This is a genomic window from Paraburkholderia sp. GAS41 (assembly GCF_050436545.1).
Taxonomy (GTDB): domain Bacteria; phylum Pseudomonadota; class Gammaproteobacteria; order Burkholderiales; family Burkholderiaceae; genus Paraburkholderia.
This window is the reverse complement of record NZ_JBNDMK010000031.1, coordinates 20,179-40,436: the sequence shown is the minus strand read 5'-3', so window position 1 is coordinate 40,436 and position 20,258 is coordinate 20,179. Positions and strand designations below refer to the sequence as shown.

Here is a 20,258-nt window from a genome sequence, read left to right as displayed (position 1 = left end):
CACTCGCCGCACCTGGCTTCGCCGGGGTGGCTTTCTGGCGATATACATGACGACGAAAAAAACGACGCTCAAATCCGTGTTTCTGACTGGCCTGCTGGTGCTGGTGCCGCTGGCCATCACGTTGTGGGTGCTCGGTCTGATTATCGGCACGATGGACCAGACGCTGTTGCTGCTGCCGGAATCCTGGCAGCCGGAGCGGGCGCTCGGCTTCCGGTTGCCCGGTCTCGGCGCGGTGCTGACGCTGGCGTTCATCTTCATCGTCGGTCTGTTGACGCAGAACTTCATCGGGCAGAAGCTCGTGAAGTGGTGGGAGCTCCTCGTCGGCCATATCCCGGTGGTGGGGCCGATCTACACGAGCGTCAAGCAGGTGTCGGATACCTTGCTCTCCAGCAGCGGCAATGCATTTCGCAAAGCGCTTCTGATCGAGTATCCGCGCAAGGGTTGCTATACGATTGCGTTTTTGACCGGAATTCCGGGCGGCGACGTGGTCAACCACCTGAAGGAAGATCACGTCAGCGTGTACGTGCCGACTACGCCGAACCCGACGTCCGGCTTCTTCCTGATGGTGCCGAAGAGCGAAGTGGTCGAACTCGATATGACAGTCGACGCTGCGCTCAAGTACATTGTCTCGATGGGCGTGGTGGCGCCGTCCGCGCCGCCAGCGCCGCTGCGCCGCTCCTCCATTGAGCCGCCGATGTAATGCCGGCGCGCATTGTTTCAGTTTCATGAGCAGCGCGCCGTTCAACTAATGCAAAACGAAAGACAAACATCATGTCGATGCGATCTGAATACTGCGGTCTGGTGACCGAACACCTGTTGGGCCAAACCGTGTCGCTGTGCGGCTGGGTGAGCCGTCGCCGTGACCACGGCGGCGTTATTTTCGTCGACCTGCGCGACCGCGAAGGCCTCGTTCAGGTCGTGTGCGACCCGGATCGTGCGGAGATGTTCAAGACCGCCGAAGGCGTGCGCAACGAGTTCTGCGTGCAGATCAAGGGTGTCGTGCGCAACCGTCCGGAAGGCACGACCAATGCGGCGCTGAAGAGCGGCAAGATCGAAGTGCTGTGCCATGAGCTGACCGTGCTGAACGCGTCGGTCACGCCGCCGTTCCCGCTCGACGACGACAACCTGTCGGAAACCACCCGCCTCACGCACCGCGTGCTCGACCTGCGCCGTCCGCAGATGCAGCACAACCTGCGTCTGCGCTACCGCGTCGCGATCGAAGTGCGCAAGTATCTGGACGCGCAAGGCTTCATCGACATCGAAACGCCGATGCTCACCAAGAGCACGCCGGAAGGCGCGCGCGACTACCTCGTGCCGTCGCGTACCAACCCGGGCCAGTTCTTCGCGCTGCCGCAGTCGCCGCAGCTGTTCAAGCAATTGCTGATGGTGGCGAACTTCGATCGCTACTACCAGATCGTCAAGTGCTTCCGCGACGAAGACCTGCGCGCCGACCGTCAGCCGGAATTCACGCAGATCGACTGCGAAACCTCGTTCCTCACCGAGCAGGAAATTCGCGACCTGTTCGAAGCCATGATCCGTCACGTGTTCAAGGTGACGATCGGCGTCGACCTCGCCGAAAAATTCCCGGTGATGGAGTACTCCGAAGCAATGCGCCGTTTCGGTTCGGACAAGCCGGACCTGCGCGTGAAGCTCGAATTCACCGACCTGACCGACGCGGTCAAGGACGTCGACTTCAAGGTGTTCAGCACGCCGGCCAACACCAAGGACGGTCGCGTCGCGGCGCTGCGCGTGCCGAAGGGCAGCGAACTGTCGCGTGGCGATATCGACAGCTACACGGAATTCGTGCGCATCTACGGCGCGAAGGGCCTCGCGTGGATCAAGGTCAACGAAGTCGCGAAGGGCCGTGACGGTCTGCAAAGCCCGATCGTCAAGAACCTGCACGACGAAGCCGTGAAGGCCATCATCGAGCGCACCGGTGCGCAAGACGGCGACATCATTTTCTTCGCGGCGGATCGGGCGAAGGTCGTCAACGACAGCCTCGGCGCACTGCGTCTGAAGATCGGTCATTCGGAATTCGGCAAGGCGAACGGTCTCGTCGAAACCGGCTGGAAGCCGCTGTGGGTGGTGGACTTCCCGATGTTCGAATACGACGAAGAGGAAAACCGCTACGTCGCCGCGCATCACCCGTTCACGAGCCCGAAGGACGAGCACCTCGAGTATCTGGAAACGGATCCGGCGCGCTGCCTCGCGAAGGCCTACGACATGGTGCTGAACGGCTGGGAAATCGGCGGCGGTTCGGTGCGTATCCACCGTGAAGAAGTGCAGAGCAAGGTGTTCCGCGCGCTCAAGATCAACGCGGAAGAAGCCCGCGCCAAGTTCGGCTTCCTGCTCGACGCGCTGCAATACGGCGCGCCGCCTCACGGCGGTATTGCCTTCGGTCTGGACCGCATCATCACGATGATGGCCGGCGCCGATTCGATCCGCGACGTGATCGCGTTCCCGAAGACGCAGCGTGCGCAGGATCTGCTCACGCAGGCACCGAGCGAAGTGGACGAGCGCCAGTTGCGCGAGTTGCACATCCGTCTGCGTCAGCCGGAGGCGAAGGCGTAAGGCTGCACAGGCTGCTGCAGCGGTTCACCGGGTCACGCATATAGCGGCCCGGCGAAGCGCAGTCAGGCAAAGGAAGAAGGCGCGTCATGCGCCTTTTTCCTTTTTTGCGTTACAGTCGTAGCAACACGCCACGCGATACGCGATACGCGAAACCATCGCCTCAACCGACATGTAACGCGCGCAGCCTGCGCCTAGTCTTATCGCCATGCCGAAACCGCCGAAGATTCCCGAATCCGTTCTTGTTGTGATCCATACGCCGGGGCTCGATGTGCTGCTCATCGAACGCGCGGACCGCGCTGGTTTCTGGCAGTCGGTGACCGGCTCGAAGGACGCGCTCGACGAACCGCTTGCGGATACGGCCATGCGCGAAGTGGCCGAGGAAACCGGTATCGTTGTCGGCAGTTCCAGCGTGCCGCGTGATGCGCTGTTCGACTGGCAATATCAGATCGAGTATGAGATCTATCCGGTCTGGCGTCATCGCTACGCGGAAGGTGTCACGCGCAACACCGAGCACTGGTTCAGCCTGCAAGTGCCGCAGCGCTGCGAAGTGACGCTCGCGCCGCTCGAACATACGGCGCATCTCTGGCTACCGCATGAAGAAGCGGCCGAACGCTGCTTCTCTTCGTCGAATGCCGACGCGATCCTGCAGTTGCCGCAACGCCTGAAAGGGCGGTCCCGATGACGGGCGGCGGTACACGGCATTTCGAACGACTTCGGCAGACGCTGTTCGGCCGCCGCTACTGGTCGAAGTACCGCTTCACGCCCGGTAACGAAGTCCAGCTGTTTCTGTCCGGCGAGGCGTTCTTTGCGTCCTTGATCGAGCGGATCGATGCAGCCGAGAAAGACGTCGTCCTCGAAACCTACATCTTCTGCAGCGACGACGCGGGCCAGGCCGTGAGCGCCGCCTTGCTGCGCGCGGCCGACCGCGGCGTGCGCGTGCGCGTGATTACGGATGGCATCGGCACCGCGCGTCTAACGCTTTTCAACGACTGGCCGGCGCGTGGCGTCGAGCACCGCATCTACAACCCGCATCTGTTTGGTCGCTTCGGCTTTTCGCGCACGCATCGGAAGCTGGCGGTGGTGGATGACCAGGTGGCGTGGTGCGGCGGTATCAATATCGTCGACGACTACGAAAACGACGGCATGCGTTTGCCCTATCGCCGTTGGGACTTCACGGTCGAATTGCGGGGGCCGGTGGTGGCCGACGTGCACGAGGCCTTCGAAACGCAGTGGCACCGGATTCGCTTCGGTCATCGTCCGGTCGAATCGCTGCAGCCCGATTTCTCGCTCAAGGACGATGCGAGCCTCGGTGCGCCGCGCCGCGGCCGCAACCACAGTGCCGAGCCGCGAGGCGCCGGCGAGCCCGTGGTGGCATTCGTCGCACGCGACAACCTGATCAACCGTCGCGCCATCGAGAAGGCCTATCTCTCGGCGATTGGCCAGGCGCGCTCGGAAGTGCTGCTCGCCAATCCCTACTTCATGCCGGGCCGCAAGTTGCGCCGGGCATTGACGTATGCGGCGCGGCGCGGCGTCGACGTGAAGCTCGTGATTGGGCGCAAGGAGTTCGCCGCGCTCGATTATGCCGTGCCGTTTCTATACCGCTCGTTGCTCAAGGCCGGCGTGAAGATCGCCGAGTACGAAAAGACCATGTTGCACGGCAAGGTGGCGGTGGTCGATTCGAACTGGGGGACGGTGGGTTCGTCGAACCTCGATGCACTGAGCCTGATGCTCAACAACGAGGCCAACGTCGTGCTGGTGGCGCACGAGCAGGTCGGCACGCTGCGCGAGGCGATCCTCAAGGCGTTCGACGAATCGCGCCGGATCGATCTGGCGCACTACGAAGCGCGTCCCGCAGGTGAGCGCGTGTTGAACTGGCTAGCCTATAACACCTACCGCGTCGTGATGAAGCTCCTGACGGTGGGCGGCTACGACTGACACGCTTCCAGCCGTCGGGATAAACCCGGGCTTGCATCGAGCCCAGCGCCGTCAGATCAGACAAGATTAGTACAACAAGGCAAACGCCTCTAAAAAATCTCCCTCGTCCGATTGACGTATGACGCAAAATTGATGCTCCGGTTAGAAACCGGTTTCTAATAAAGTCCTTGTTTCGCGGACGGCAGCACTCAATAATAGTACGGCCGTTCGATTTTTCTTTCGGTCACACAAGAACGGTAAAACAGCTATGCGAAAAGGCGAACAAACGCGAGCCGCGATTCTCGAAGCCGCACTCGATCTGGCAAGCCGCGACGGACTAGAAGGTCTGACGATTGGCCTGCTAGCCGAGCGCATGCAGATGAGCAAGAGCGGCGTGTTTGCGCACTTCGGGTCGCGCGAAGACCTGCAGGTCGAGGTGGTGCGCGAATATCACCGTCGTTTTGAAGACGAGGTGTTTTTCCCGAGTCTGCGTGAGCCGCGCGGCTTGCCGCGTTTGCGCGCGATGATCTCCCGCTGGATTGAGAAGCGCATCCAGGAAGTCACTACCGGATGCATCTACATCAGCGGTGCGGTCGAGTACGACGACCGTGCGGACAACCCGGTGCGCGAGCAACTGGTGTCGAGCGTGACGATCTGGCGTGCTGCGCTCACCCGGGCCATTTCGCAGGCAATGGAAGAAGGGCATCTGCGTGCGGATACCAACCCGCAACTGATGCTCTTCGAACTGTACAGCTTCACGCTCGGCCTGCATCACGACGCACGCTTCCTGCACTTGCCGGATGCCGTGCCTCTCACGTGGGCCGCGCTCGAAAAACTGATTGTTTCGTATCAGAGCGAAAGCCGTTAGCGGGGCGGCGGGATCCGGCGGATCCAGCGGCGCTAAAAAGTCCGGACCAAGGACATAAGCTGACGGCCTGGCTCCTTGTCAAACTTTGGAGAGAGTCATGGGACAGTACGCCGCGCCACTGCGCGACATGCAATTCGTGTTGCACGAGCTGCTTAACGTCGAAGGCGAAATCAGGCAGATGCCGAAGCACGCGGATCTCGACGCCGACACGATCAATGCGGTGCTGGAAGAGGCCGGCAAGTTCTGCTCCGAAGTGCTGTTCCCGCTGAATCAGAGCGGCGACCGGGAAGGCTGCACGTACGTCGGCGACGGCGTCGTGACCACGCCCAAGGGCTTCAAGGAAGCCTATAAACAATACGTTGAAGCCGGCTGGCCGGCGCTGGGCTGCGATCCCGAATACGGTGGCCAGGGCTTGCCGGCGTTCGTCAACAACGCTTTGTACGAAATGCTTAATTCGGCGAACCAGGCGTGGACGATGTATCCGGGCCTGTCGCACGGCGCGTACGAATGTCTGCACGCGCACGGCACGCCGGAACTGCAGCAGCGCTATCTGCCGAAGCTCGTCTCGGGTGTCTGGACCGGCACGATGTGTCTGACCGAGCCGCACTGCGGCACCGACCTGGGCATTCTGCGCACCAAGGCCGAACCGAACGTCGACGGCTCCTACTCGATCAGCGGCACCAAGATTTTCATCTCCAGCGGCGAACACGATCTCGCGGAGAACATCGTCCACCTCGTGCTCGCGCGTCTTCCGGATGCGCCGATGGGCACCAAGGGCATTTCGCTCTTCATCGTGCCGAAGTTCGTGCCGAACGAAGCCGGCGAGCCGGGCGAGCGCAATGCCGTGAAGTGCGGCTCCATCGAACACAAGATGGGCATTCACGCCAACGCCACGTGCGTGATCAATCTGGACAACGCAAAGGGCTGGCTGGTCGGCGAGGCGAACAAGGGCTTGAACGCCATGTTCGTGATGATGAACGCCGCGCGTCTTGGCGTCGGCATGCAGAGCCTCGGCCTGACCGAAGTCGCTTTCCAGAACTCGCTGACGTATGCGAAAGAGCGTCTGCAGATGCGTTCGCTGACCGGCCCGAAGGCGCCGGAAAAGGCCGCCGATCCGATCATCGTGCACCCGGACGTGCGCCGCATGCTGCTCACGCAGAAGGCCTACGCTGAAGCCGCCCGTGCATTCTCGTACTGGTCGGCGCTGCACATCGACAAGGAACTGTCGCACGCCGAAGAATCGGTGCGCAAGGATGCGGCTGACCTGGTCGCGCTGCTCACGCCGATACTGAAGGCCTTCCTCTCGGACAACGCGTTCGAAAGCACCAACCACGCCATGCAGATTTACGGCGGCCACGGCTTTATCGCCGAGTGGGGCATGGAGCAATACGTGCGCGACGCGCGTATCAACATGATCTACGAAGGCACCAACGCCATTCAGGCGCTCGACCTGCTGGGCCGCAAGATCCTCGGCGACATGGGCGCGAAGATGAAGAAGTTCGGCAAGCTGGTGACGGAGTTCGTCGAAGCCGAAGGCATCCGGCCGGAAATGCAGGAGTTCGTCAATCCGCTTGCCGACATCGGCGACAAGGTCCAGAAACTGACCATGGAACTCGGCATGAAGGCCATGCAGAACCCGGACGAAGTGGGCGCTGCGGCGGTGCCGTATCTGCGTACCGTCGGCCATCTGGTGTTCTCGTACTTCTGGGCCCGCATGGCTCGCGTCGCACTGGACAAGGAAGCGTCCGGCGATCCGTTCTACAAGGCCAAGCTCGCCACCGCGCGCTTCTACTTCGCCAAGCTGCTGCCGGAAACGGCGATGACGATTCGCCAGGCACGCGCCGGTTCGAAGTCGCTGATGGAAGTCGACGAAGCGCTGTTCTAACGCCTCATCACGGCGGCGTCAGGCGTGTTTGAAACGCGTGGCGCCGCCGCCAGCCGCACATAGCGAAACCCGTGCGCAATCGATGCGTGAGCGGTGCCTAAGCGATGCGAAGCCCGCACGAAACGCCCACCCCTATTCGCAACACCGCATAACTCCCCCGGAGGAACGACGTGAGCAATCTGATCATTCGCAAGGTAGCCGTACTCGGCGCCGGCGTGATGGGCGCGCAGATCGCCGCGCACCTGATCAACGCCAAGGTGCCCGTGCTGCTGTTCGACCTGCCTGCAAAGGAAGGCCCGAAAAACGCCATCGCGCTGAAGGCGATCGAAAATCTGAAGAAGTTGTCGCCGGCGCCGTTTGGCGTGAAGGACGACGCGCAATACATCCAGCCCGCCAATTACGACGACGATATCGGCAAGCTCGCCGAGTGCGATCTCGTGATCGAAGCCATCGCCGAACGGATGGACTGGAAGCACGATCTGTACAAGAAGGTCTCGCCGCATCTCGCGCCGAACGCGATTTTCGCGAGCAACACGTCGGGGCTATCTATCACCGCTCTGTCGGACGGTTTCCCGGATGAACTGAAGGCACGCTTTTGCGGGGTGCACTTCTTCAATCCGCCGCGTTACATGCACCTGGTCGAACTGATTCCGACCGCCACCACGCGTCCCGAAATTCTCGATCAGCTCGAAACGTTCCTGACGAGCGTGGTCGGCAAGGGCGTCGTGCGTGCGAAAGACACGCCGAACTTCATCGCCAATCGCGTCGGGATTTTCTCGATCCTCGCTGTCGTCACGGAAGCCGCGAAGTTCGGTCTGCGTTTCGACGAAGTGGATGATCTGACCGGTTCGCGTCTGGGTCGGGCGAAGTCCGCCACGTTCCGCACGGCGGACGTGGTCGGCCTCGACACCATGGCGCACGTCATCAAGACCATGCAGGACACCCTGAAGGACGATCCGTTCTTCCCGGTCTACGAAACGCCTGCGGTGCTCGCCGAACTGGTGAAAAAGGGCGCGCTCGGTCAGAAGACCGGTGCCGGCTTCTACAAGAAGGAAGGCAAGGCGATCAAGGTGCTCGACCCGAAAACGGGCGAGTACGTCGAAGGCGGCGCGAAGGCCGACGAACTGGTGGGCCGCATCCTCAAGCGTCCGCCGGCCGAGCGTCTGAAGCTGCTGCGTGAATCGGAACATCCGCAGGCGCAGTTCCTGTGGGCGATCTTCCGCGATGTGTATCACTACATCGGCGTGCATCTGGAATCGATCGCGGACAACGCGCGTGACGTCGATCTGGCCATCCGTTGGGGCTTCGGCTGGAACGAAGGCCCGTTCGAAGGCTGGCAGACGGCGGGCTGGAAGCAGATTGCCGAGTGGGTGCAGGAAGACATCGCAGCCGGTAAGGCGCTGTCGACTGCACCGCTGCCTGCGTGGGTGCTGGAAGGTCCGGTGGCCGAGAAGGGCGGCGTGCATACGAACGAAGGTTCGTGGTCGCCGGCTTTCCAAACCTTCGTACCGCGCTCGTCGCTGTCCGTGTATGACAAGCAGGTGTTCCGTGCGCCGCTCGCGGGCGAAACGGGCGCCGATCCGAAGACCTACGGCAAGACGCTGTTCGAAACGGATGCCGTGCGCGCGTGGGTCGACGACCGCACGGGCGAGAACGACGTCCTGATCGTTTCGTTCAAGAGCAAGATGAACACGATCGGACCGTCGGTGATCGACGGCCTGACGCAGGCGATCGAACTCGCGGAGAAGGACTACAAGGGCCTCGTCGTATGGCAGCCCACCTCGCTCAAGCTCGGCACGCCGGGCGGTCCGTTCTCGGCCGGCGCGAACCTGGAAGAAGCGATGCCCGCGTTCATGATGGGCGGCGCGAAGGGTATCGAGCCGTTCGTGCAGAAATTCCAGCAAGGCATGCTGCGCGTGAAATACGCGAATGTGCCGGTGATCGCGGCGGTGTCGGGCATCGCGCTCGGTGGTGGCTGCGAGCTGGCGCTGCATAGCGCGAAGCGCGTCGCGCACATCGAGAGCTATCTGGGTCTCGTGGAAGTGGGCGTGGGTCTCGTGCCTGCAGGCGGTGGCCTGAAGGAAGCGGCATTGCGCGCAGCGGAAGCGGCGACGCAGGTCGGTGCGACCAACGACCTGCTGAAATTCGTGCAGAAATCGTTCGAAAACGCGGCGACGGCCAAGGTCTCGGCTTCCGCGCTCGACGCCCGCGCAATGGGCTATCTGAAGCCGTCCGACACGATCGTCTTCAATGTGTTCGAACTGCTCGACGTGGCGAAGAAGGAAGCGCGTGCACTCTCTGCTGCGGGCTACCGTCCGCCGTTGCGCGTGACGCAGGTGCCGGTGGCGGGACGCTCGGCGATCGCCACGATCAAGGCATCGCTCGTCAATATGCGCGATGGCCGTTTCATCAGCGAGCACGATTACCTGATTGCGAGCCGCATTGCCGAAGCCGTGTGCGGCGGCGACGTCGAAGCCGGCAGCCTGGTGGATGAAGAGTGGCTGCTGAAACTCGAACGCCGTGCGTTCGTGGACCTGCTCGGCACGCAGAAGACGCAGGAACGGATCATGGGCATGCTGCAAACCGGCAAGCCGGTGCGTAACTAACGCGCGACGCCACATTGGAGCTCTAAATGACAAAGCAATTGCAAGACGCATACATCGTCGCCGCGAGCCGCACGCCGATCGGCAAGGCGCCGCGCGGCATGTTCAAGAACACGCGCCCGGACGAACTGCTGGTGCACGCGATCCGGTCGGCCGTGGCGCAAGTCCCCGGTCTCGATACGAAGGTGATCGAAGACGCCATCATCGGCTGCGCGATTCCCGAAGCCGAGCAAGGGCTGAACGTGGCGCGCATGGGTGCTCTGCTGGCCGGTCTGCCGAATACGGTGGGCGGCGTGACGGTGAACCGCTTCTGCGCCTCGGGTCTGACCGCGCTGGCAATGGCCGCTGACCGCATTCGCGTCGGCGAATCGGACGCGATGATCGCGGGCGGCTGCGAATCGATGAGCATGGTGCCGATGATGGGCAACAAGCCGTCGATGTCGCCGCACATCTTCGATCGCAGCGAAGACTTCGGCATCGCCTACGGCATGGGCCTGACCGCGGAGAAGGTCGCCGAGCGCTGGAAGATCAGCCGCGAAGCGCAGGACCAGTTCTCGGTCGAATCGCACCGCCGTGCGGTCGCCGCGCAGCAAGCCGGTGAGTTCAACGACGAAATCGCCGCCTACACCATCACCGAACGTTTCCCCGATCTCGCCACTGGCGAAGTGAAGGTCAAGACGCGTGAAGTGGCGCTGGACGAAGGTCCCCGCGGCGACACGTCGATGGAAGGCCTCGCCCGGCTGCGTACCGTCTTCGCCAACAAGGGTTCGGTCACGGCGGGCAACAGCTCGCAAACGTCAGACGGCGCCGGTGCGCTGATCGTGGTGTCGGAAAAGATGCTCAAGGAGTTCAACCTCACGCCGCTAGCCCGTTTCGTCAGCTTCGCCGTGCGCGGCGTACCGCCAGAAATCATGGGCATCGGTCCGAAGGAAGCCATTCCGGCTGCGCTGAAGGCCGCCGGCCTGAAGCAGGACGACCTCGACTGGATCGAACTGAACGAGGCCTTTGCGGCGCAGTCGCTGGCCGTGATTCAGGACCTCGGTCTGGATCCGTCGAAAATCAACCCGCTCGGCGGAGCGATTGCACTGGGCCACCCGCTCGGCGCGACGGGCGCGATTCGTGCGTCGACGGTGGTGCACGGCCTGCGTCGCCGTAACTACAAGTACGGCATGGTGACCATGTGCGTCGGTACGGGCATGGGCGCAGCGGGCATCATCGAGCGTCTGTAAGCCATGCATACCATGGTCCGCCATGGATGCCAACGCGGACTCCGTTGAGGCGCGCAGAACGGTTCGCCGGCCGCGAGGCTTGCGAACCGTTTTTCCATTCAGTTGAAGCAGACAGTTTCGAGCAGTACAACGAGGAGATGACAATGGACATTCTGGTCGAGCGCGCGAATGGCGTGCTGACGATTGCCTTCAACCGGCCGGACAAGAAGAACGCGATTACGGCCGCGATGTACCAGACGATGGCCGACGCGCTGGTCGAAGCCCACGGCGACGCGTCCGTGCGCGCGATCCTGATTCGCGGCAGCGTCGGGATTTTCAGCGCCGGCAACGATCTGGAAGACTTCATGAAGACCCCGCCGATGGGCGAGAGCGCGCCGGTGTTCCAGTTCCTGCGCGCGATCAGCTCGGCGGAGAAGCCGGTGGTGGCGTCGGTGGCGGGCGCGGCGGTGGGCATCGGCACCACGCTGTTGCTGCATTGCGATCTGGTCTACGCCGCCGATACCGCGATGTTCTCGCTGCCGTTCGCGCAGCTCGGCTTGTGCCCGGAAGCGGCGTCGAGCCTGCTGTTGCAGCGCATTGCCGGATATCAGGCGGCCGCTGAAAAGCTGCTGCTCGGCGAAGCTTTCGACGCGCGTGAAGCGCAGCGCATGGGCTTCGTGAACCGCCTGCTGCCGGTGGCGGAAGTCGATGCCTTTGCGCTGGCGCAAGCCGCGAAACTGGCGGCGTTGCCGGCTTCGTCGCTGCGCGTCACCAAGTCGTTGATGAAGCGGGCGAGCCATCACGAGTTGCAAACGCAGATGAGCGAGGAAGCGGTGCACTTCGGCAAGATGCTGCTCGCGCCGGAAGCACGCGAGGCGTTCAAGGCGTTCTTCGAGAAGCGCAAGCCGGATTTCCGGCAATTCGATTGAGTGGACGGGCTACGCCGCTACACCGTCTCGTAGTCGACGTAGCCCGCTTCCCGGCAGAAGCTCACTAGCCGCACACCGGCCTGGCGCGCAATCGCAATCGCCAGCGACGACGGCGCGGAGATGGTCGCGAGCATCGGCACGTCGACGCGCGCGGCCTTGCGCACCAGCTCGTAGCTCGCGCGGCTCGACAGGAACACGAAACCGTCGCGCGTATCCGCGCGGTCGAGCACCCGTTGGCCGATCAGCTTGTCCAGCGCGTTGTGACGGCCCACGTCCTCGAACGCGAGGCGAATGGCGCCTGTCGCATCGCACCATGCCGCCGCGTGCAAGCCGCCCGTGAGCCGGGTCAGCGCCTGATGCTCCGGTAATTCCCGCGCGGCGCGGGCGATGGCGTCCGGTGCGAGCCTTGTCAGAAAGCCGGTATCGGGCACGCGCTCCGGCTTCAGATCCAGCAAATCGATGCTTTCGATGCCGCATACGCCGCAGCCAGTCCGGCCCGCGAGCGCCCGGCGCTTTTCCTTCAGCGCGACGAAAGCCTGTTGCACGACCTGCAATTGCACTTCAGCATGCGGCAATTCACCGTCGTGGAACACGACCTCGATGTCCTGAATGTCGGCGCCACGCTCGACAATCCCTTCCGAAATCGCGAATCCGACTGCAAACGCTTCCAGATCGCGCGGCGTGCACATCATCACCGCGTGCGAAATGCCGTTGAATACGAGCGCCACCGGCCACTCCTGACCGACGTGATCCGTTACGGTGTGTACCGCGTCGCCGCGATGCCGGCGCACCTGCCGCTCGACGACGCCCGGCTGGTCGGCCGTATCCAGTTCGTTCACACTCTGACTCCTTTCGCCGTTCGGTGCGGGCGCAGCCCTCGGGTCAAGGGCCGCCGCTACTCGAATAAGGTTCTAAAATACCTCAAGGCGGCATTATTTGTTGCCGTGCCGGCCTGCAAGCGCCACCGAAGGTATCCACGAGGACACTGTCATGGGACTGAACGAAGCGCCCCTCCTGTTCGACTTCGAAGTCGAGTCGTCGGAGGATTTCACCTATATTCCGATGGCGGTACGTTTCAATCTCGACCGCTTCGGACTGCGCATCACGCTGGCTCAATGGCAGATGTTGCCGTACGAGGACCGCAAGCTGCTGGCACGTTTCCCGGTCGAGGAAGACGCGGAGATCGAGCCGAATTTCGACCATGCGCTGTTCGAAATGCTGCGCACGCACGCCAACGTCGAGCCCGACTGGTTCACGCCCGAAGACGTGCCGGCTTGGCGTCGCGCGGATGCGGTACCGGACGGGGTGCTGCACCAGGCGTCGCTCGCCAGTCTGCATGCGCCGAGCGCGGATCAATGGGCGCAACTCGACCTGTTCAGGCGTTATGTGCTCGCCAAGCTGTCCCGCAAGCCGGAAGCCAATCACGATTTTGTGCCCGCGATGAAGGAATTCGGGCTGGCCGGCTAGAACGGGCCGGCTTGCGCCCGCCGCGCAATTTTCGCCGGGAGCCTTTGCGAGCCACGCCTCCCGCGAATATTTTCAGGCTTGTCCCTCAAGCCGGTCCTGCGCCTGCCGTTAACCATGGGTTGGCGCGTAGAACACCCCGATGCCGGGCGGATGCAGGAAGATGCGCGTGCTACACGACGCATCGAAAGCGGACGACCCTCAACGCGCTCCCGCCCGCAGAACGAATGACGTTCGGAGCCCATGAATTCTTTCCTATCGAGGCGGCTGCTGATCAACCTGGCAGTCGTCGCCGCAGCGGTCGGCGCGAACGCGTTTGTCGCTTACACGCAGATCCGCGGTCAGCGCGACGCCGACGTGCGCACCCTGCGTTCGACCGACATCCGCCAGAATCTCGACGCCTATCGCAGCGCGCTCGACGACGGTCTCGCAGCGCTGGGGCGTTTCGAGGCCAGCGGACACGCTGAGCCGGCTGACGCGGCGTCGGTCATGACGGCGTCACTCGCCGGACTGGAACGCACGCTGGCCGGCGAGTTCGCCGGTGAGCCGGCGATGGACGTCTCGTTGGGCACGCTGAGCCGTGAGAGCCGCGGTCTGCAGCACGAAATCGAGGCCGCACTGGTGCGCGCGCACGCCAGCGCGCCCGACGAATCGCGCGCCTGGGCGGCGTCGTCCTATACGCAGTTGGGGATGGAACTGGACCGCGTGGACGCCGCGCTGGCGACACTGCGGCAACAGGAGAATCACGCGCTGCAGGCGTCGCTGGCGGAGTCGAACCGGCAGACCCAGCACGCCATGCTGCTGCTGATCCTCACCATGCTGGCGGGCAGTTCCCTCCTGATCTACACCTTCGGTGCCCGCGAAAGCGCGGCACGGGAACGGCTGCGGGTCGTGAGAGCACTGCGTCGCCACGACGAGCGCTTTCGCGGCCTGTTCGACAGCCATCCGGTGCCGATGTATATCTTCGATCGCGAGACGCTGCGTTTTCTGGCGGTCAATACGGCTGCCACGCAGCAATACGGTTATACGGAGAGCGAACTCCTCGGCATGACGATTCGCGCGATCCGGCCTAGCGGCGAGATCGGCCGCCTCGAATCGCACCTCTCGCGCAGCGAAGGCGCGCCCACGCAGGGCCGCATCATGGCGGGCGTGTGGCATCACCGTCGCAAGGACGGCTCGACCATCAACGCCGACATTTCGTATCACTACCTGACTTACCTCGCGCGTCCGGCGATCTTCGTGCTGGCCGACGACGTCACCGAGCAGATCAACGCCGAAGCCGAAGCGCAGCGCTCCAACCAGATGCTCGAAACGGTGATCGACAACATCCCGCAGCGCATCTTCTGGAAGGATCAGGCGTCGCGCTATATGGGCTGCAATATGGCGTTCGCGCGCGATGCCGGGCTGTCTTACCCGGAGCAGGTGGTGGGCAAGACCGATCACGATCTGCCGTGGCGCGGGCTCGCCGACGAGGTGCGGGCGCACGACATCGAGGTGATCAGCACCGGCGTCCCGAGAATGAACTTCGAAGTCGACGTGCTGATCGACGGCGAACACCGCACCACCGTGTCGAGCAAGCTGCCGTTTACCGATAGCGACGGGCGCGTGATCGGCGTGCTCGGTTCCTACACGGACATCACCGAACGCAAGCGCGCCGACCTCGCGCTGCGGCTGCAAAGCCGCGCGCTCGATGCGAGCGTGAACGCCATTCTGATCACCGGGCCCACTGCCACCGGCAATCTGATCGAATATGTGAACCCGGCTTTCAAGCGCATCACCGGCTACGACGCAGCCGAGGTGATCGGTCAGGACTGCCGCCTGCTGCAACGCGACGACCGCGATCAGGAAGGCATCGCCTTGATCCGGCAGTCGCTGGCCGCCAATCGCGAGGTAAGCGCGGTGCTGCGCAACTACCGCAAGGACGGCGCGCTGTTCTGGAATCAGCTCTTTATCGCGCCGGTGCCGGATCCGGATGGCGAGACGACGCATCACATCGGCGTCATCAACGACGTCACCGATCTGATGCGCTACCAGGAGCAACTCGAGTATCAGGCGAACTACGATAGCCTCACCCGGCTGCCGAACCGCAATCTGCTGCGCGATCGTCTGCAGCATGCGTTGATCGTATCCAAACGCCAGCACAAAGGTGTCGCCGTCGTGTTCATGGATCTGGACGGCTTCAAGAACGTCAATGACAGCCTTGGGCACAGTGTCGGCGACCGCTTGCTGACGGTGGTCGCCGAGCGGCTCTCGCGTTGCGCGCGGGCGAGCGACACGGTGGCGCGCCATGGCGGCGACGAATTCGTGATCGTCATGACCGATGTCGTCGACGAGCAATCGTTGATCGCATGGATGGAACGGGTGCGGGCGTCGATTTCGGAACCGGTGTGGCTCGACGGCACCGAGCTGTACGTGGGCTGCAGCATGGGCGCGAGCCTGTTCCCGCAGGATGGCGAGGACGCCGAAACGCTCATGAAGAAGTCCGATCTCGCGATGTATCGCGCGAAGGACATGGGCCGCAACAACTTCCAGTTCTATCAGCCGGAGATGAACGCGAGCGCGGGCGCACGGCTGAATCTCGAACGCCGTTTGCGGCGCGCCTTGCGCGACAATGAATTCCTGCTGCACTACCAGCCGCAGGTGGATATGGTGACGGGGCAGATCGTCGGCATGGAGGCGTTGGTGCGCTGGCGCGATCCGGAAGTGGGGCTGATCCCGCCGTCGTCGTTTATCCCGGTGGCTGAGGAATGCGGGCTGATCGGGCCGCTCTCCGAGTGGGTGCTGCGTGAAGCGTGCCGGCAAAACAAGGCCTGGCAGGATGAAGGGCTGCCGGCGGCGCGGGTGTCGGTGAACCTCTCGGCGCGGCAGTTCCAGCAGCACGATATCGTGAAGCTCGTGACTCAGGTGCTGGAAGAGACCGGGCTCGAACCGCAATACCTGGAACTGGAACTCACCGAAAGCACGATCATGCGCAATGCCGAGGAGGCCGTCTTGATGCTGAATGCGCTGCACGCGCTCGGCATTGGGCTGGCCATTGACGACTTCGGCACCGGCTATTCGAGCCTCAGCTATCTGAAGCGCTTTCCGGTGGACCGACTTAAAATCGACCGCTCGTTTGTATCGGATATCGGGGTGTCGGGCGATGATGAAACCATCACGTCGGCCATCATCGCGCTGGCGCATTCGTTGAAACTTCAGGTGATCGCTGAAGGCGTGGAGACGTCGGCGCAACTCGATTTTCTCAAGGAGCGCGCGTGCGACGAAATGCAGGGCTTCCTGTTTTCCAGGCCCATGCCGCGCGATGCGATTCCGGGCTTGCTGCAGGGTGGCGCGGCTGTGGTGGTTTAGGACGTCAAACGGAATCCCATTACAAGGAGTCTGAGCGATGAAGCACGCTGGAGCCGCGGCCCTCGACGCTCTCGCCGGTCTGATCGCTTCGATCCGCGAGCGCAGCGAACTCAAGGAGCCGCGTCCAGGCGTTTTTTATCGTAAGGGCAAGGCGTTTCTGCATTTTCATGAGGACGCAGCTGGCCTCTTTGCCGACCTTCGGGTGAGCGCGGAATGGGAGCGCTTTCGGGTGTCCGAAGAAGATGAGCGCGCAACTTTTCTGGCGATTGTCGAGCGCAGCTTGTGAGGCGGGTGGCCGTACCGCAGCTCCGAGATCCTGGGCTGTAAAATTGCCGCTCGCATTTCCCCATCTTTCAGGTGCCCGATGAGCGACTTCCCCACGCTCGAAACCAACCGTCTGTTGCTGCGCGAACTCATCGCCGAGGACGCGCCCGCGCTGTTTGCGATTCACGGCGACGGTCCCGCCATGCGCTGGTTCGGCGCTGATCCGATGATCGACGTGCGGCAGGCGCAACGACTGATCGGGGTGTTTGCCGGCTGGCGTCGCCTGCCGAACCCGGGCGTGCGCTGGGGCATTCAACGCCAGTCCGATGCGTCGCTGGTCGGCACCTGCGGGCTGTTCAAATGGAATCGCGGTCGGCGGAGCTGCACGCTCGGCTATGAACTGGCTTCACCGGCGCGCGGTGCGGGTCTGATGGCGGAAGCCTTGTCCGCCGCGCTCGCGTGGGCCTTTGCCGCGATGGAACTCAACCGGATCGAAGCGCAGATTCATCCGGACAATGCCGCCTCACTCAAACTGGCGCGCGGACTCGGCTTCGTCGAAGAGGGACGTGCGCGCGAAGCCGGTTACTGGCAGGGCGAGCATCACGACCTGCTGCATTTCAGCTTGTTGCGCAGGGATTGGCTGCGCGCCTAGGTGATTCAGTCGAGTGCGGGCAGGGCGCGCGGACGGCGGTCGCTATCGGTGGCGACATACGTCAGGGTCGCTTCCGTCACCTTCACCACTTCTTCCGCGAGACTCATCCGCTGTGCGTATACGGTGACTTCAATGGTGACCGAGGTATTGCCGGTCTTGACGATATCCGCGTAGAAACTGAGCAGATCGCCGACGAACACCGGCTGCTTGAACACGAACGAGTTGACCGCGATGGTGGCCACGCGACCGTTGGCGCGCCGGCTGGCGGGGATCGACCCGGCGATGTCGACCTGCGCCATGATCCAGCCGCCGAACACGTCGCCGTGAACATTGGCGTCGGACGGTTGCGGTACGACGCGCAGCGCGCAGTGCTTTTGCGGGAGTTGAAGTTGATCGGTCATCGGGGCACCCAGGAGAAACGGATTGGCTCAGCGAGCAGGCGGGTTCTTCACGACACCATGGCAAGCGGCCACCGTCAGCCCGTGAAAAGCGGCGCCAGCCAGCTTCTGCGACAATACAAAGATCAGGAATTGTACGGGAAAGCGCCCAGCCGGGTTGCGCACCAGGATGTCCGCCCGCCGGCTTGCCGGTAGCTGCAAACCGGTGAATGCACCGCGTGCTGTTGCCTCCGTCTTTTCCGCCCCACCCCAGCAGACCCCCATGCGCCGCTCTTCTTCCTCCTCAGAACCCTCACCGATCTCGACCCAGCCGCGCAACGACTGGCAAACCATCGTGTCGCTGTTGCCCTATCTCGCCACCTATAAGGGACGGGTTGGCCTCGCGCTCACTTGCCTGATCGGCGCAAAGGTCGCCAATCTCGGCGTGCCGATCGTGATGAAGCACATCGTCGACGGTCTCGCCTCGGTACGGCATCTGACGGCGCTCGGTCGCGCGGATCACGCGCCCGGCATCGTGCTGCTGGGCGGTATCGGCTTGCTGGTGGTGGCCTATGCCGTGGTGCGGCTGTCCACGTCGCTGTTCACCGAACTGCGCGAAATCCTCTTCTCGAAGGTCACGCAAAGCGCGGTGCGTCAGCTCGCGCTCAAGGTGTTCCGTCATCTGCATGGACTGTCGCTGCGCTTTCATCTCGAGCGCCAGACGGGCGGCATGTCGCGCGATATCGAACGCGGCACGCGCGGGATCACGCAGCTCATTTCGTATTCGCTCTACAGCATCCTGCCGACGCTGGTCGAAGTGGGCCTCGTGCTCGGTTTCTTCGTCGTCAAATATGAGGCCTACTACGCGATCGTCACGTTCGTGGCACTGGCGGTGTATATCGTCTTCACCGTGAAGCTGACCGAGTGGCGCACGCATTTCCGCCGCACGATGAACGACCTCGATTCGCGCGCCAATTCACGGGCGATCGATTCGCTGCTCAACTACGAAACCGTCAAGTATTTCGGCAACGAGGAATGGGAAGCGCAACGCTACGACGAAAACCTGAAGCGCTACCGGGCCGCGGCGATCAAGTCGCAGAACTCGCTGTCCGTGCTGAACTTCGGTCAGCAGGCGATCATCGGCACGGGACTGGTGTTCATCCTGTGGCGAGCAACTCAGGGCGTGATGGCGGGGCGCCTCACGCTCGGCGATCTGGTGCTGATCAATACCTTCATGTTGCAGCTCTACATTCCGCTGAATTTTCTGGGCGTGGTGTATCGCGAACTGAAGCAGAGCCTGACCGACATGGACCGCATGTTCTCGCTGCTCGGCGCGCCGCAGGAAGTGCCGGATGAGCCCGATGCGCAGGACCTCGCGGTGCGCGGGGCGCAAGTGCGCTTCGAACATGTCAACTTTGCTTATGAGCCGGAACGGCAGATCCTGCACGATGTGAGCTTTACGATCCCGGCCGGGACCACGACCGCGGTGGTCGGCCACAGCGGCTCGGGCAAGTCGACGCTCGCGCGCCTGATGTTCCGCTTCTACGACCTGGAGCGGGGCACGGGCGGCGCGATCACGATTGACGGCCAGGATATCCGTGATGTAACGCAGGATTCGTTGCGCGCCTCGATTGGCATCGTGCCGCAGGACACGGTGCTGTTCAACGACTCGATCTATTACAACATTGCCTATGGCCGGCCATCGGCGACGCGCGACGAAGTGATCGCGGCGGCGCGCGCCGCGCACATTCACGACTTTATCGAAGGCTTGCCGAAGGGGTATGAGACGCCGGTCGGCGAGCGCGGATTGAAGTTGTCCGGTGGCGAGAAGCAACGCGTGGCGATTGCCCGCACCATCCTGAAGAATCCGCCGATTCTGCTGTTCGATGAAGCGACCTCGGCGCTGGATTCACGCTCCGAGCGCGCGATCCAGCATGAGCTCGATCAGATCGCCCGCGAGCGAACCACGCTGATCATTGCGCACCGTCTGTCGACCGTGGTGCACGCGCAGCAGATCATCGTGATGGACAAAGGGCGCATCGTCGAGCGCGGCACCCACGCGGAACTGGTCCGCGCGGGTGGCCTGTTCTCGCAGATGTGGGCGCTGCAGCAGCAGCGTGCCGCGCAGGGTGAGGAGGCGCCGGAGGTGGAGGCGCACGAGGACGGGCGCTAGGC

Annotated in this window: 16 protein-coding genes; 14 read left to right on the top strand and 2 right to left on the bottom strand. The window is 63.0% G+C overall.

Annotation, left to right across the window (positions count from 1 at the left end; translation table 11 throughout):
* Positions 1 to 46: 46 nt before the first annotated feature.
* From P3T43_RS30990 to P3T43_RS30950, 9 genes are all read left to right on the top strand, one after another.
* Positions 47 to 700, top strand: a complete 654-nt coding sequence (locus tag P3T43_RS30990) for a DUF502 domain-containing protein (protein ID WP_429284816.1) — start codon at positions 47 to 49, stop codon at positions 698 to 700.
* 71 nt (positions 701 to 771) lie between these two features.
* Entirely contained in the window at positions 772 to 2,571 is a 1,800-nt protein-coding gene (aspS, locus tag P3T43_RS30985) for an aspartate--tRNA ligase (protein ID WP_429284815.1), read from the top strand.
* Positions 2,572 to 2,776: 205 nt separating this feature from the next.
* Positions 2,777 to 3,253, top strand: coding sequence for a dihydroneopterin triphosphate diphosphatase (nudB, locus tag P3T43_RS30980; protein ID WP_429284814.1), 477 nt, complete (start codon positions 2,777 to 2,779; stop codon positions 3,251 to 3,253).
* A complete protein-coding gene (gene clsB / locus P3T43_RS30975) occupies positions 3,250 to 4,506 on the top strand; it encodes a cardiolipin synthase ClsB (RefSeq protein ID WP_429284813.1) in 1,257 nt (418 codons plus the stop codon). The genes nudB and clsB overlap by 4 nt, the downstream gene beginning before the upstream one ends.
* A gap of 247 nt (positions 4,507 to 4,753) precedes the next feature.
* Positions 4,754 to 5,353 (top strand): TetR/AcrR family transcriptional regulator, encoded by a 600-nt coding sequence (locus tag P3T43_RS30970; RefSeq protein WP_429284812.1) that lies wholly within the window; start codon positions 4,754 to 4,756, stop codon positions 5,351 to 5,353.
* Between the two features lie 97 nt (positions 5,354 to 5,450).
* Positions 5,451 to 7,238 (top strand): acyl-CoA dehydrogenase C-terminal domain-containing protein, encoded by a 1,788-nt coding sequence (locus tag P3T43_RS30965; protein WP_429284811.1) that lies wholly within the window; start codon positions 5,451 to 5,453, stop codon positions 7,236 to 7,238.
* Positions 7,239 to 7,408: 170 nt separating this feature from the next.
* Positions 7,409 to 9,844 carry a 3-hydroxyacyl-CoA dehydrogenase/enoyl-CoA hydratase family protein gene (locus P3T43_RS30960; protein ID WP_429284810.1) on the top strand — a complete coding sequence of 812 codons (2,436 nt, stop codon included), beginning with the start codon at positions 7,409 to 7,411 and terminating at the stop codon, positions 9,842 to 9,844.
* Positions 9,845 to 9,870: 26 nt separating this feature from the next.
* Entirely contained in the window at positions 9,871 to 11,070 is a 1,200-nt protein-coding gene (locus P3T43_RS30955) for an acetyl-CoA C-acyltransferase (RefSeq protein WP_429284809.1), read from the top strand.
* A gap of 137 nt (positions 11,071 to 11,207) precedes the next feature.
* Positions 11,208 to 11,978 (top strand): enoyl-CoA hydratase, encoded by a 771-nt coding sequence (locus tag P3T43_RS30950; RefSeq protein ID WP_429284808.1) that lies wholly within the window; start codon positions 11,208 to 11,210, stop codon positions 11,976 to 11,978.
* A gap of 17 nt (positions 11,979 to 11,995) precedes the next feature.
* Here the strand turns inward: P3T43_RS30950 and fdhD are convergent, their stop codons facing one another.
* On the bottom strand, positions 11,996 to 12,817 hold the full coding sequence (gene fdhD, locus P3T43_RS30945; RefSeq protein ID WP_429284807.1) for a formate dehydrogenase accessory sulfurtransferase FdhD: 822 nt from the start codon (positions 12,815 to 12,817) through the stop codon (positions 11,996 to 11,998).
* A 151-nt stretch (positions 12,818 to 12,968) separates the two neighbouring features.
* On the opposite strand from fdhD, the gene P3T43_RS30940 reads away from it, so the two are divergent.
* From P3T43_RS30940 to P3T43_RS30925, 4 genes are all read left to right on the top strand, one after another.
* Complete coding sequence (locus tag P3T43_RS30940) at positions 12,969 to 13,445, top strand: nitrate reductase associated protein (RefSeq protein WP_429284806.1); 477 nt, start codon at positions 12,969 to 12,971, stop codon at positions 13,443 to 13,445.
* Positions 13,446 to 13,685: 240 nt separating this feature from the next.
* Positions 13,686 to 16,790 carry a sensor domain-containing protein gene (locus P3T43_RS30935; RefSeq protein ID WP_429284805.1) on the top strand — a complete coding sequence of 1,035 codons (3,105 nt, stop codon included), beginning with the start codon at positions 13,686 to 13,688 and terminating at the stop codon, positions 16,788 to 16,790.
* A gap of 37 nt (positions 16,791 to 16,827) precedes the next feature.
* A complete protein-coding gene (locus tag P3T43_RS30930; RefSeq protein WP_429284804.1) occupies positions 16,828 to 17,076 on the top strand; it encodes a hypothetical protein in 249 nt (82 codons plus the stop codon).
* Positions 17,077 to 17,154: 78 nt separating this feature from the next.
* Positions 17,155 to 17,706, top strand: coding sequence for a GNAT family N-acetyltransferase (locus P3T43_RS30925; RefSeq protein ID WP_429284803.1), 552 nt, complete (start codon positions 17,155 to 17,157; stop codon positions 17,704 to 17,706).
* A gap of 5 nt (positions 17,707 to 17,711) precedes the next feature.
* Here P3T43_RS30925 and P3T43_RS30920 read toward each other — a convergent pair whose 3' ends face one another.
* Positions 17,712 to 18,107: an acyl-CoA thioesterase gene (locus P3T43_RS30920; RefSeq protein ID WP_429284802.1), complete on the bottom strand. Its 396-nt coding sequence runs from the start codon at positions 18,105 to 18,107 to the stop codon at positions 17,712 to 17,714.
* 259 nt (positions 18,108 to 18,366) lie between these two features.
* Here P3T43_RS30920 and P3T43_RS30915 point away from each other — a divergent pair, with 259 nt between their 5' ends.
* Positions 18,367 to 20,256, top strand: coding sequence for an ABCB family ABC transporter ATP-binding protein/permease (locus P3T43_RS30915; RefSeq protein ID WP_429284801.1), 1,890 nt, complete (start codon positions 18,367 to 18,369; stop codon positions 20,254 to 20,256).
* The last annotated feature ends 2 nt before the right edge of the window (positions 20,257 to 20,258 follow it).

What these genes read in the sequence shown, in the direction of transcription:
- P3T43_RS30990 (WP_429284816.1), top strand. Translation starts at nt 47, where the DNA reads ATGACGACGAAAAAAACGACGCTCAAATCCGTGTTTCTGACTGGCCTG.
- aspS (WP_429284815.1), top strand. Translation starts at nt 772, where the DNA reads ATGTCGATGCGATCTGAATACTGCGGTCTGGTGACCGAACACCTGTTG.
- nudB (WP_429284814.1), top strand. Translation starts at nt 2,777, where the DNA reads ATGCCGAAACCGCCGAAGATTCCCGAATCCGTTCTTGTTGTGATCCAT.
- clsB (WP_429284813.1), top strand. Translation starts at nt 3,250, where the DNA reads ATGACGGGCGGCGGTACACGGCATTTCGAACGACTTCGGCAGACGCTG.
- P3T43_RS30970 (WP_429284812.1), top strand. Translation starts at nt 4,754, where the DNA reads ATGCGAAAAGGCGAACAAACGCGAGCCGCGATTCTCGAAGCCGCACTC.
- P3T43_RS30965 (WP_429284811.1), top strand. Translation starts at nt 5,451, where the DNA reads ATGGGACAGTACGCCGCGCCACTGCGCGACATGCAATTCGTGTTGCAC.
- P3T43_RS30955 (WP_429284809.1), top strand. Translation starts at nt 9,871, where the DNA reads ATGACAAAGCAATTGCAAGACGCATACATCGTCGCCGCGAGCCGCACG.
- P3T43_RS30950 (WP_429284808.1), top strand. Translation starts at nt 11,208, where the DNA reads ATGACAATGGACATTCTGGTCGAGCGCGCGAATGGCGTGCTGACGATT.
- P3T43_RS30940 (WP_429284806.1), top strand. Translation starts at nt 12,969, where the DNA reads ATGGGACTGAACGAAGCGCCCCTCCTGTTCGACTTCGAAGTCGAGTCG.
- P3T43_RS30935 (WP_429284805.1), top strand. Translation starts at nt 13,686, where the DNA reads ATGAATTCTTTCCTATCGAGGCGGCTGCTGATCAACCTGGCAGTCGTC.
- P3T43_RS30930 (WP_429284804.1), top strand. Translation starts at nt 16,828, where the DNA reads ATGAAGCACGCTGGAGCCGCGGCCCTCGACGCTCTCGCCGGTCTGATC.
- P3T43_RS30925 (WP_429284803.1), top strand. Translation starts at nt 17,155, where the DNA reads ATGAGCGACTTCCCCACGCTCGAAACCAACCGTCTGTTGCTGCGCGAA.
- P3T43_RS30920 (WP_429284802.1), bottom strand. Translation starts at nt 18,107, where the DNA reads ATGACCGATCAACTTCAACTCCCGCAAAAGCACTGCGCGCTGCGCGTC.
- P3T43_RS30915 (WP_429284801.1), top strand. Translation starts at nt 18,367, where the DNA reads ATGCGCCGCTCTTCTTCCTCCTCAGAACCCTCACCGATCTCGACCCAG.